The following is an 11869-nucleotide window of genomic DNA, read 5'->3' as shown; positions in this document are numbered from 1 at the left end:
ACAAGATAATTTATTGGATATTCTCCTAGATTTGTGTTATCTACTGTTCCTACTTTTTCTATATTATCTGATATATCTCCATCATAGTTATCTATTGCTAACGCTCCTTCTTCTGTATATGTATCTCCTATAGTCAGTTCTACATCCTCTTCACCATTTAGTGCTAGCATTGGAGATGTTGTATCTACTACATGTATAACTCTTGTTTCCTCTGCTGTATTCCCATCCATATCAGAAACTTCATAATAAATTGTATAGTCTCCTAAAACAGATGTATCTATATCCCCAGAAATTACTATATCTTCTGAGAGATCTCCATCTACATCATCTAATGCTATTGCTCCTTCTTCTGCATAACTTGTCCCCACTTCCAATGTTATTTCATTATTACCATTAAGTGTTATCATTGGCGTCTTAGAGGCACTTGCCATAATTGACTGCACTGGTATTGAAATCATGATAATTGCACAAACTAATAGTAATGATAAAAATTTGAAATTCAACTTATAATGCTTCACCTTAAAACCTCCTTACAATCTCTTTACATAATAGAATATAATAAAATACTACCATGTGCTAAAGGTAGAAATTTGTCAAAATTAGTAATCAGAAACGGTTAATATTAGATAAAAAAGTAAATTTTACTTTTTTTGCCCCTTCACGCCTCATAATTTAGTGTTGATATTGCACTATTTACTTTTCTTGCATCAAAAATTTTTTGGTTTCTTTTGTACTTTAAAGTCGATTTAGATACAAAAAAAGCATTGTTTGTTTACTAACAATGCTTTTTTATCCATTTTTCATCTATTCACAACCCCATCAACCCACCTATAGCACGCTTCCAGTTCATCGTCAGAAATGAGATCAGAACGGTGTTCAAATAGTATTTTTATATCTTTATTTATTCTTGTTATATCTCTTAAATACTCTCTTGCATCAGCCCATCCATCCTCATTATTTAAATGAGATAGAGCTGGGTAATGATTATTGGTTAAATTAGAATCTATTTTGACATTTGATAAATGAACTAAGTAAGTGTATGGAGCCATCTGATTAACAAATTTCTTTCTATCAAAATCTTTATCTATACTCTCTAAGAGATGTAATCGTGCTATATCTAGACATATTTTCAAATTATTGTATTGGTCTAATAATTCAGTAAGTAATTCTGTCTTATACAAATACTTACTAATGGCATCATGCTCTAAAACAATTCTTACACCATAATTCTTTGAAAGTTCAGAAAGCCTATAAAACATATATTCAATATTTTTCTTAAAGAGATTATAAGGATATTCGTCTTCATATATATACTCATCTTTATGTCCAAATCTCCAATTATCCCAATTAATATCCTTATCTAGTAATACTGGTTTAGGAAAATGAACTAGAATATAGTCAGCTCCTATTTCACTGGCGTATTTCAACTCACTTTTAAAGGCCTTATAGGATTTTTCAACTTCATTACTATCTAAAGACAAGAATAAAGGATCTCTCAGCCTATAGCTTCCTTGAAATAATGAAAAGTGAATTCCCATCTTGAATTTATGCTTTTTAGCTTCTTCAACTAAAACACCTACTTCCTTCTCATTCGGAAACATACACGCTTCTATTCCAAAAAAACCTTCTTTAAAATCTCTATTGAACTTTTCATAATCAAATCCACCGTGCATTCCAATTAAAAAATTATGCATTACGTACTCCCCCTATATTTTATAGCTCTTTTATCATTCCCAGACATAAATCATCATCTGCTATAGTTTTTTCCATATAATCAAGATATTTATTATCATAAGAAATTCCCATGTTATCAAATTTATAACCTCTATTTATGTACATATTTTGAGCTGGACCATAGTCCTTAAGCAGACCTACTCTTAAACCACATATATTTGATTTTGCTTTTACGATTTTCTCTGCCTCATTCATTAACTCAGCACCTATACCTTTTCCCCTAAATTTTATAAGTACATTTAGGTCCATTATTTCTGAAATACTTCTATCATTAAATAACGGATAGTCTGATTTCCAAACTATAGTTAGATATCCTACAAATTGTCCATCATAATTAGCAACTAAAATTACCTTTTCCCCATAGCACTGTTGTAAATAATACTTCTTATATTGTTCAACAGGTTTATTCCAGCCTTGGTCCTTAAATCCTTTGGATATGATTTGACAATCTGTTTCCTTTAGCTTTTCTATAACTACATTAGTATTTCCCATTTTTATCACCCTTTCAAACTCATCAAAATATTCTAATTCTAGTAATTCCACACAAATAAGAAAAAGACCTCTTCCATTAGAATATTTTAACCTATCTATCCTAACTATCAGAGGTCTTTCTGTATTAAAATCATATTCACTAAATTTTAGAAATTGCATACTTAAAACTTAAATACGATCTTATATAGAATTTAAATAAGCAAATTTCTTATTTATCTACATAGCTTTATCATTTCTGTAAATCTATGGCTTAATTATTCCTGTTGAATAGAATAATATAACTAATATACCTATTGGAACTATAAATCTAGTTACAAAACCATAAGCTCCAGACAATAAAAATCTAATCTTACCTTCGTTAGTCGCCTCTCTTATGGCATTTCTAGTACCCCATACCCATCCTACAAATAAGGATATTAATAATCCTCCTATTGGCAACAAAATATTTGATGCAGTAAAGTCAGCTAGATCAAAGAAGTTTTTTCCAAATATGGTCATGTCCTTCATAACACCATATGATAAAGTACTTGGTACACCAATAATAAATATTATTACTGCAATTAAAACTGTAACCTTTTTCCTTGATAAATTAAACTCTTCAGTAAAGAATGCTACAGGTACCTCTAATAAGGATATTGTAGAAGTTATTGCTGCTATACCAATTAAAATGAAAAATAATATTTCAAAGAATCCTCCAAATGGCATAGAATGAAATACCGTTGGTAATGTTATAAAAATTAAATTAGGACCACTATCTGGGCTAAGTCCATATGCAAACACTGCTGGAAAAATAACTATACCTGCTAAAAGTGCAATAAAAGTGTCTGCCAATGTAATCTGTAAAGTTAATGAAGGTAGTTTCTCATTCTTCTTCACATAACTACCATAGGTTAAAAGAGTACACATACCTAAACTTAGTGAGAAGAAAGCATGACCTAATGCCTCCAATACGCCTTTTGCTGATAAAGAAGAAAAATCTGGTTTAAATAAGAATTCAAGTCCAGCATATGCTCCTTCAAGGGTTACTGAACGTATTGCTAATACTATCAATAATAATAATAATACTGGCATAAGAATCTTACTATACTTTTCTACTCCTTTTTTAATACCAGAAATAACTATAAAAGCGGTTATAAAAATCACTATAAATTGCCATAATACCGGTTCAAAACTTCCGCTTATTAGATTTCCAAAGAATCCTTCTAGCTCTCCTGGGTTAATTGTAGTTAATTTTCCAGTAATAGCTCTACTTATATAAGCAAATATCCATCCAGCTATAGTTGAATAAAAAGATAAAATTATAAATGCTGTCCCTACTCCTAAAACCCCTGTAAATTTCCAAGGACTGTTTGGTTTTACCTTTTCAAAAGAACCAACTGCATTTGATTGTCCTTTTCTTCCTATTACTAGCTCTGAAAGCATAACTGGCATTCCTATTAGAAAAATACAGATTAAATAAACCAGTATAAATGCTGCTCCTCCATTTTCACCTGCTATATATGGAAATTTCCATATATTACCTAATCCAATTGCAGATCCTGCTGCTGCCGCCAATATACCTAATCTAGAACCAAATCCATCTCTATTCATATTCCTTCCCCCTTCTAATTTTTATACAACACTTATGATTTAATCAAATCCTTTACCTCCTTCGGGTCTCTAATTATAAATATTAATTTATTGTAATATTTACACCTTATCATTATTCAACTTCTCAGTCAATGGTTAAAATTGCAAATTTATTTATAAAAAAATAAGATGTTTCTAGTAATTCTAGAAATCATCTTATTTAACAAAATTAATCAATATGTGATTTTTAAGGATGTATTGTGATAACCTCCATTTTTTCAATAGCCTCATTAACTAATTTATCAACATCTAAAACAGATTCTGATCTCTCGATATCTTCTAGCTTAGGTCTAGTCACTGGATGCTTAGGTAGAAATACAGTACAACAATCTTCATATGGTAGTATTGAAGTTTCAAACGTTTCAATTTCTGTAGCTATATCAGTTATCTCTGTCTTATCCATTCCTATTAAAGGTCTAAAGATTGGTACGTCTACAGCTGAATTAGTAACATTTAAACTCTTAATCGTCTGACTAGCCACCTGTCCCATACTTTCACCTGTAATTAATGCATCTATTTCTTCCTTAACAGCTATTTTCTCTGCGATTTTCATCATAAACCTTCTTGATAATAATGTCATTTCCTTCTCTGGACAATTTTCATTTATTGCCTTTTGAATATCCAGGAGATTAACACTATAAAATCTAAAGCTACCACAGTAAACCGACAATATTTCAGCAAGCTTCTTAACCTTTTCTTCAGCTCTCTCACTAGTAAAGGGATAACTATGATAGTGTACAGCACTAATCTGTAATCCTCTTTTTGCCATCATAAATCCTGCAACTGGACTATCAATACCACCCGATAATAGAAGTAATCCTTTACCATTAGTTCCTACAGGTAGTCCTCCATATGCACTAATCTTTTCAGTGAAGATATAAGCATTTGTTCTAATATCAACATAGACATATAGGTCAGGCTTATGAACATCTACACTAAGTCCATCTACCTCTTTCAATATTTCATGTCCCAATTTTCTAGCAACTTCCATTGAATTCATTGGAAATTGTTTGTCTGCCCTCTTACATTGAACTTTAAAAGTTTTTATATCCCTTTTAGACATCGCTTCTTTTACTGCTTCAATAGAATACTTAGTTATTTCATCTAAATCTTTTTCAATTCTATAGCATGGGCTAACTAAAACTATTCCAAATACTTTCTTTACAGTATTAACAATTTCATCTATATTAAATTCCTCTGCCTCTATGTAAAGCTTTCCTTGTTCTTTATATACCTTTGGTTCTCCAAAGTCTCTAACCACTCTTCTAACATGCTTTACTAGCTTATTCTCAAAATAGCTTCTATTAAGCCCTTTAAGAGCCAGTTCTCCAAAGCTTACACTTACAACCTTATCCAACATTATCACCTCATAGTAATTTTTCTTATTTCATCTACGCTGTTCTTTAAACACTTAACAGTGTAATCTATTTCTTCTTTAGTATTATTATAGGAAAAGCTAAACCTTATTGCTCCTTCTACCTCATTATCTGATAATCCAATTGCATCCAATACTCTACTTTTTGTTTTTGATTTATTATTAGAAGAACATGCTGAGCCAGTTGAAACAAATATTCCTTTTTCCTCTAGATAATGAAGTAACACTTCTCCCCTAATATTTAAAAATGATATATTTAATATATGAGGTGCACACTTATCCTCATCTACTATGCTATTTACTTTAATATCTTCCACTTCATCTCTTACTCTATCCAGAAAATATTTCTTTAAGTTAGCTATATATGATTTTTCCTTTTGAAAGTTTTCCATATCAATTTCAACGGCCTTGCCTAATCCTACAATTCCAGGAACATTTTCAGTTCCAGACCTAATTCCAGATTCTTGATTTCCACCATATATAATTGGAGATAGATTCAATCCTTTCTTTATATATAACCCTGCTATGCCCTTTGGTCCGTGTATCTTATGGCCACTAAATGCAAATGTATCAAAGGCAAACTTTTTAACATTCACAGGTATCTTACCTAATGCTTGAACGCCGTCGATATGTAGCTTAGTATCTTTGTTCTTTTTATTTATAATAGTTTTTATATCTCGAATAGGCTGAATAGTACCTATCTCATTATTAACAAGCATAACTGCTACAAGTATTGTTTCATCTGTTATATTCTCTTCTAGTTGCTTTAAGTCAACAATTCCCCTATCATCAACATCAACGTATGTAACCTTGAATCCTTTTGACTCATAATGCTTGAAAATATTAATTACAGAAGAGTGTTCAATCTTTGTTGTTATTAGATGATTCCCTCGCTTTTTAAATCTATTAACTATTCCCTGAATTGCAATATTATTGCTTTCCGTGCCACTGGCTGTGAAATACACCTCTTCTTCTCTACATCCTAAACAATTAGAAATTGTCTTTCTAGAATCAGTTATTCTTTTTTCTGCCTCAAAACCCATTCTATGAAGTGAAGATGGATTTCCGTATGCATTCTTCAACATATAGTTAATCTCGTCTATAACTTCTTTCCGTGGCTTAGTAGTAGCACTATTATCTAAATATACTTCCATTCTCTCACCTCTAATCAGCTTATCTGTTGTGCTATATAATTTCTATTCAATAGAAATTGACTATACTTTCATTAGTATCCTAATTTATCATTTATTAGATAAATACTTATATTCCCTTGCATAGGATTTTTTTCAATTGTTACAGTCACTCTACACATTCTATCAGATGAATCACACTCATTACATTTGCCAGTATATCTACATGGTGTTTTTAAGTCTAATCTTTCTGCATTCTTAGGACAGGCTTCTTCTTTTATTCTCTTTATTGCCTCTTCAGAATTCTTTGCTATTTTATTAACTCCAGCAATAATAAAAGTCCTATCGTGACCATAAAACATAGAAGCAACTCTATTACCTAGACCATCTATATTAATTAACTTACCATCTTCAGTAATACTATTAGTGCTTGACAAATATACTGAAGCATTTTGAGCCTTATTTCTTTCTTCATTCCTATTTTCAGGGTTTACAAGCCAATGCCAAAATACATTATTTCCTCTATTAATCAAATCCTTGTGTAAATTCATATTATAAATAGTCATAGATCCACCAATACCAATATCTTCATTAATTTCAATTTCTTTAAGAATTTTCTCCTTAGCAATATATACATCATCAAAGAACTCAACCTTAAAACCATTATTTTTCAAATTTTCTATAGTATTAGATATAGTCTTATCCATTATTTTGCCCCCTTTTTAAATTCATTATTATATATGATTATATACGAAAACACTGAACTATAAAAGTATGTATAAAATAAATACTTCATAACCTATATCTTTAATATTATAAGGATTCAAAATAATGTGCTAGAAATTCATAGTCAATTTTATCAAACCATATTTTATATGTTCTGTCTTTGTTTTCAACTAGCCTATTTATAACTTTACCATCTTTCTCTTCATATCTTGCAGACATATTAACATGAAGGTTTCTTTTATTAATAGTATAGATAATCAAGTGTTCATCTGTTTCTGTGTTACTAAAAATAATTCTATAATTAACATCTACATAAGATCCTCCGTTTTTTTGCATAATAAGCTTAAAATCTCTGAACTCAGATGATATCTCATTCAATTGTCCTTTGCTTGCATTTCTCAGTTCTTTAGTAATATCACCTTTTATTGATTCTTTAGTCATAGTAATTTTATTAAACCCATTTTCAAAGTTCGAAAAAATTAGTTCTTCAAAAGTCCCCCGTTCATAAAAGAATCCTATATTATCTTCTAAAAAGTTAAGAGATATGTATACACAAATTATTATAATAATTATAATTAATGCTCTTTTGTTTAATCTGCTAACCATTTTATCCCCCCAGATTTATCGCCCCTTATCCCATACATTATATCCATTTTATTACATCTATTCAAGTTTCAGATATTCCTTTTATGGTGTATAGTGCCATCTAAGTTATATTTCTATTTTTTATTTCTTCTCCTTTTTTTGTACTTCTCTTTGAGTTTTAGTTTTACATGAGTCGTATATACCACCAATCTTATCATATTCCTCTTCTATATTTGGTTTTTTCAATAGTTTGGATATAACATCATCTATTATTTTAAAACTCATAACATCATCCTCCAAATAAATTAATATCCTAATTAAATGTAACAATATATATGGTGTACTTATTTTATATTTATGTTAAAATGATAATTGGAATAAACAGAAATGTTCGTAACATCGATGGGAGGTCTTTTAATGAAAAATAAAGTTGCTGTAATATTTACAGGAGGAACAATTTCCATGAAGATTGATCCTCGAATAAATGCTGCAATTCCAGCTTTGTCCAGCGAAGAGATAATGGCTATGGTTACTAATATAGAAAAATTTACTGATGTAGAAATTTATAGTTATGGAAAATTGCCCGGACCACATATGACACCAGATCGAATGATGGAATTATCTAAAATAGTTAAAGAAACGATTGCTCGTGAAGACATTACTGGTGTAGTAGTAACTCATGGCACTGATACCCTAGAGGAAACCGCTTACCTACTTGATTTGACAATAAAATCAGAAAAACCAGTAGTTGTTGTTGGTGCAATGCGCAATGGATCAGAACTTGGCTATGACGGCCCAAGTAATCTTTCAGCTGCCATATCAACTGCTATCTCAGAACAAGCAAAAAATAAAGGTGTGCTAGTAGTTATGAATAATGAGGTTAATGCCGCATCGGAGGTTACTAAAACCAATACTCTTTCATTAGACACTTTTAAATCCATGTATTTTGGTCCACTAGGTATTGTTGACAATGATGAGGTTATTTTTTATAGAGACATAACTACTCATCATCATATATTGACTGAAAGTCTTGAATCAAAGGTAGCTTTAATCAAATGTGGTGCAGGTATGGGTTCAGACTTGATTAACTTCTGTATTGAATCTGATTATAAAGGTATTGTTATTGAAGCCTTTGGTAGAGGAAATGTTCCCCCAGAAATGGTAGATGGCATTAAAAAAGCTATATCAAAACAGATCCCGGTAGTTTTAGTTTCTAGATGTCCAATGGGTAGAGTGCTTGATACCTATGGTTATCCAGGAGCTGGTAAAACTTTAAGAGACTCCGGTGTGATTTTCGGAAGTGATTTGCCAGGTCAAAAAGCACGTATTAAACTGATGCTTATATTAGGAAAAACCTCAGATATGAACGAAATAAGAGGTACATTTGAAAAAGGGATATATAAGAAAAAATAGCTCTAACATATGTAATAGCGGTCATTTAGACCGCTATTTTTATCTTCCAAATAATCCTCTTCTTCTTCTATTTAAAAAATCTTCTATTTGTTGAACGCGCTTATCTACCTTGTTTAATTCCTCGTGAATACCAATTTCATCTCCTTCTACGTTCCTTTCCACTTCTTTGTATAACTCTTTATATAATTCTTTTAATTTTTTTATTGAATCATTTATATCTTTTACATCCTTCTGAAGTCTTCTAATATCTTCCTTTAATTCATCAATCATATCATCATCCCTTTTATTCTTTTCTTTATGCTCTATATACGGTTTTATATTATTTTTAGGCCATTTATTAATATATGATAGACTCTCTTGTTTTAAATTTACAATATCTTCATTACTTTCTTTTTTTTCTTCCTCCTTGTTTCCATCCTGCTCTAATTCTTGAATACTATTCTCTGGATCAAATTTTTGTTCTATATCCATTTTAATATCGTTTTTTTTATACTTTAAAGGAACTTCTACTGCTTTATCTAGTTTACCAAATCCCATGAAGGATATATTTGGGTATTGCTTTCCAAAAGAATAGTTTAATGTATACGTATTACTAATACTTCTTTCATTAGAATCAAATCTATATCTTGTAAACACTTCTTGTTTTGATTCAGACCATAAGTATGGTTCGTTCCAATTATCTCCCATATCTTCTGAATATACACTCATCAAGTTTTCTAACTCTGTCCATATAATCCACAATCTACTTTGAAAAACAACAAATGTAGGATATGAACAGTTTGATGGATTAGATACTATTTCTTCATTCACTTTTTTCATTTGCTGATTAACATTAATCTCATATTTCTCATACTTTACAACATAATTACCCATAAAATTTTCACAATAGGTTATATGAATAAAGCCATTAAGAATAATAAAATCAAGATACAGTTTTTTAGTTTGATTAGAGGTTATTTGAATTTCATCTATCCATCTATTATTTTGAATATCAAATTGCTGAATATATAGCTGCTCCATATCTTTAACTAAATCAAAATAGCCCCAAAATAAACTATTACTATATTCTTGAATTTCAAAAGTATTTAAGATGTCTAATCTTGATATTGCTCCTACATCTTTAGTTTCCCATGTATCTGTTAATTTAAATGCATGATATCTATTGTATACTTTATTATTATCATTCTTAGGTACACAATAAAAGATATGAATTTTGTTATTTAACCTTCCTATTTTCAAATTGAAAGCTTTCTTATTTAATTGATGAACTACTTCTTCCCTTTTCCAAATACCATTACTACATATTCTGTTTTCAATATTCCCATCTTTCTTCTGATAAATTAAATGTATTTTATCTTTAGAATCAACTATTACATCAAAGTCTTCATGACAATCTTCAACTAAAATCTTTTTTTCTGTATTTACGATTATCTTATCTAAAAAAACTAGTTCGATCCCTTTTTGTGTCCATAAGAAAAAGTACAAATTGCCTTTACTATCAGTAACTATTGAACTGCTTTGATTAGAAAAAGCCATAATTTCATCTCCATTTCTTTCACATTTTCATCAGATTCCCATATAATGCTAATGAGAAAAAAAATCTGCTTCATAACATTATATTTTCAAAATCAATAATTTATTACAAAGAAGTATTAAAAAGTAGCAATATCCCTTAAGAAGAATATATTAATAGTAGGAAAGGTTATTTCCAATCAATTTAAAGGAGGATTGCAAATGAAGTGTAATTTTAATTCAGACGAATTAGGTTTAACACTACCAGAAGGATGTTGTACTGGTAATACAGGTTGTGAATTTGACGGTTCTATGAGAAATGTTAGATCTGAGCCTATATATGTTCAAAAGGTTTATGATGCAGCTTTATTCAATCTACAAGGATTAAGAACTGTAGCTGGTCAGCCTCTAAGCCCTGCACTAGGAAGAGGTGCAAGAATTATTAGAGTTTTAGATATTAGATGTAGAAAGTTTTTTAATCCAAATGATTTAGCTGATGATAGAAATCTAACAGCTTTCCCTGAAACTGAAATATCTGGCGGCCAATTCGTAAAATGCAATGGTAAAGAAGTAGAGGTTGTAGGTCCAGATGGAACTAGAAGTGAAAGATTGATTTACGCCGACACAAGTGAATGTGACGATGAAGGCAGAGGAACACCTATCTTTGGTACACAAAATATAACTATAACAGGTAATGTAGTATTAGAAATCGATGTGCTATTTACTGATGATTGTGATAAAAAGTGTGAAGCTACTCTATATGCTAATGTACCTGTAGCTCCACCAAAGGATCCACTATTTTTAACTAATTTCTTTGAACTCTGTGTTCCATCAGTATTAAACACTGCATTCTTACCTCGTTTTACTGAGTTCTGCAATATCGCTTGTCAACCAAGATTAGCTACAAATAATATTAGAAGAGATTTAATTGTAGATTCAGAGACAGGAGAAGTATTTGCAAACTTAATCATATCATTATGTACTACATGTGAAAAGAAAATAATAGTTCCAGTTCAGCTTTGTGTTCTATCAACTGGGTTCCCAGTTCTAGCGGCAGATACTTCACCAGTTTGTTCTACATTCCCACCATTATTCCCAGATCAAATTGACGAAGCAAGTATTAATGATCCTTGTCCTAGACCTAGACCTAGATCAGTATCACAAGCTATTGAAGAAAACGAAGAATAAATATAATAATTTATAAAATTAATTAAAGCTCAAGTCTGAATGACTTGAGCTTTAATTTTTAAATTTTCTTTGTTACTAAGTGGTA

Annotated in this window: 12 protein-coding genes; 2 read left to right on the top strand and 10 right to left on the bottom strand. The window is 30.4% G+C overall.

The window, feature by feature from the left end; all coding sequences use genetic code 11:
• The 9 genes from JMO20_RS17640 to JMO20_RS17600 all read right to left on the bottom strand — a co-directional run.
• On the bottom strand, window positions 1-518 hold a 518-nt coding region (locus JMO20_RS17640), incomplete at its 3' end, for an immunoglobulin-like domain-containing protein (protein WP_202711036.1).
• Between the two features lie 282 nt (window positions 519-800).
• Window positions 801-1694, bottom strand: a complete 894-nt coding sequence (locus JMO20_RS17635; protein WP_202711035.1) for a sugar phosphate isomerase/epimerase family protein — start codon at window positions 1692-1694, stop codon at window positions 801-803.
• A gap of 19 nt (window positions 1695-1713) precedes the next feature.
• Window positions 1714-2385: a GNAT family N-acetyltransferase gene (locus JMO20_RS17630; RefSeq protein ID WP_207753548.1), complete on the bottom strand. Its 672-nt coding sequence runs from the start codon at window positions 2383-2385 to the stop codon at window positions 1714-1716.
• Between the two features lie 84 nt (window positions 2386-2469).
• Window positions 2470-3816 carry a sodium-dependent transporter gene (locus JMO20_RS17625; protein WP_202711033.1) on the bottom strand — a complete coding sequence of 449 codons (1347 nt, stop codon included), beginning with the start codon at window positions 3814-3816 and terminating at the stop codon, window positions 2470-2472.
• A gap of 226 nt (window positions 3817-4042) precedes the next feature.
• A complete protein-coding gene (gene thiI, locus JMO20_RS17620; protein WP_202711032.1) occupies window positions 4043-5212 on the bottom strand; it encodes a tRNA uracil 4-sulfurtransferase ThiI in 1170 nt (389 codons plus the stop codon).
• Window positions 5213-5217: 5 nt separating this feature from the next.
• Window positions 5218-6384: a cysteine desulfurase family protein gene (locus JMO20_RS17615; RefSeq protein WP_202711031.1), complete on the bottom strand. Its 1167-nt coding sequence runs from the start codon at window positions 6382-6384 to the stop codon at window positions 5218-5220.
• A gap of 71 nt (window positions 6385-6455) precedes the next feature.
• On the bottom strand, window positions 6456-7067 hold the full coding sequence (locus tag JMO20_RS17610; protein ID WP_202711030.1) for a lactate utilization protein: 612 nt from the start codon (window positions 7065-7067) through the stop codon (window positions 6456-6458).
• A gap of 106 nt (window positions 7068-7173) precedes the next feature.
• On the bottom strand, window positions 7174-7692 hold the full coding sequence (locus tag JMO20_RS17605; RefSeq protein ID WP_202711029.1) for a hypothetical protein: 519 nt from the start codon (window positions 7690-7692) through the stop codon (window positions 7174-7176).
• Window positions 7693-7812: 120 nt separating this feature from the next.
• A complete protein-coding gene (locus tag JMO20_RS17600) occupies window positions 7813-7956 on the bottom strand; it encodes a hypothetical protein (RefSeq protein ID WP_202711028.1) in 144 nt (47 codons plus the stop codon).
• Window positions 7957-8088: 132 nt separating this feature from the next.
• Between JMO20_RS17600 and JMO20_RS17595 the strand changes: the two genes are divergently transcribed.
• Window positions 8089-9084, top strand: coding sequence for an asparaginase (locus JMO20_RS17595; RefSeq protein WP_202711027.1), 996 nt, complete (start codon window positions 8089-8091; stop codon window positions 9082-9084).
• 39 nt (window positions 9085-9123) lie between these two features.
• On the opposite strand, the gene JMO20_RS17590 is transcribed toward JMO20_RS17595, so the two are convergent.
• Window positions 9124-10620 (bottom strand): hypothetical protein, encoded by a 1497-nt coding sequence (locus tag JMO20_RS17590; protein WP_202711026.1) that lies wholly within the window; start codon window positions 10618-10620, stop codon window positions 9124-9126.
• A gap of 198 nt (window positions 10621-10818) precedes the next feature.
• Between JMO20_RS17590 and JMO20_RS17585 the strand changes: the two genes are divergently transcribed.
• Window positions 10819-11784 (top strand): hypothetical protein, encoded by a 966-nt coding sequence (locus tag JMO20_RS17585; RefSeq protein WP_202711025.1) that lies wholly within the window; start codon window positions 10819-10821, stop codon window positions 11782-11784.
• The last annotated feature ends 85 nt before the right edge of the window (window positions 11785-11869 follow it).

This window comes from Sporosalibacterium faouarense (assembly GCF_016765695.1).
GTDB classification, from domain to species: domain Bacteria; phylum Bacillota; class Clostridia; order Tissierellales; family VENL01; genus Sporosalibacterium; species Sporosalibacterium faouarense.
This window is presented reverse-complemented; position numbering and strand designations above follow the sequence as displayed.

Coding starts and splice junctions, on each gene's coding strand:
- JMO20_RS17635 (WP_202711035.1), bottom strand. CDS start 1,694: ATGCATAATTTTTTAATTGGAATGCACGGTGGATTTGATTATGAAAAG.
- JMO20_RS17630 (WP_207753548.1), bottom strand. CDS start 2,385: ATGCAATTTCTAAAATTTAGTGAATATGATTTTAATACAGAAAGACCT.
- JMO20_RS17625 (WP_202711033.1), bottom strand. CDS start 3,816: ATGAATAGAGATGGATTTGGTTCTAGATTAGGTATATTGGCGGCAGCA.
- JMO20_RS17615 (WP_202711031.1), bottom strand. CDS start 6,384: ATGGAAGTATATTTAGATAATAGTGCTACTACTAAGCCACGGAAAGAA.
- JMO20_RS17610 (WP_202711030.1), bottom strand. CDS start 7,067: ATGGATAAGACTATATCTAATACTATAGAAAATTTGAAAAATAATGGT.
- JMO20_RS17605 (WP_202711029.1), bottom strand. CDS start 7,692: ATGGTTAGCAGATTAAACAAAAGAGCATTAATTATAATTATTATAATA.
- JMO20_RS17600 (WP_202711028.1), bottom strand. CDS start 7,956: ATGAGTTTTAAAATAATAGATGATGTTATATCCAAACTATTGAAAAAA.
- JMO20_RS17595 (WP_202711027.1), top strand. CDS start 8,089: ATGAAAAATAAAGTTGCTGTAATATTTACAGGAGGAACAATTTCCATG.
- JMO20_RS17590 (WP_202711026.1), bottom strand. CDS start 10,620: ATGGCTTTTTCTAATCAAAGCAGTTCAATAGTTACTGATAGTAAAGGC.
- JMO20_RS17585 (WP_202711025.1), top strand. CDS start 10,819: ATGAAGTGTAATTTTAATTCAGACGAATTAGGTTTAACACTACCAGAA.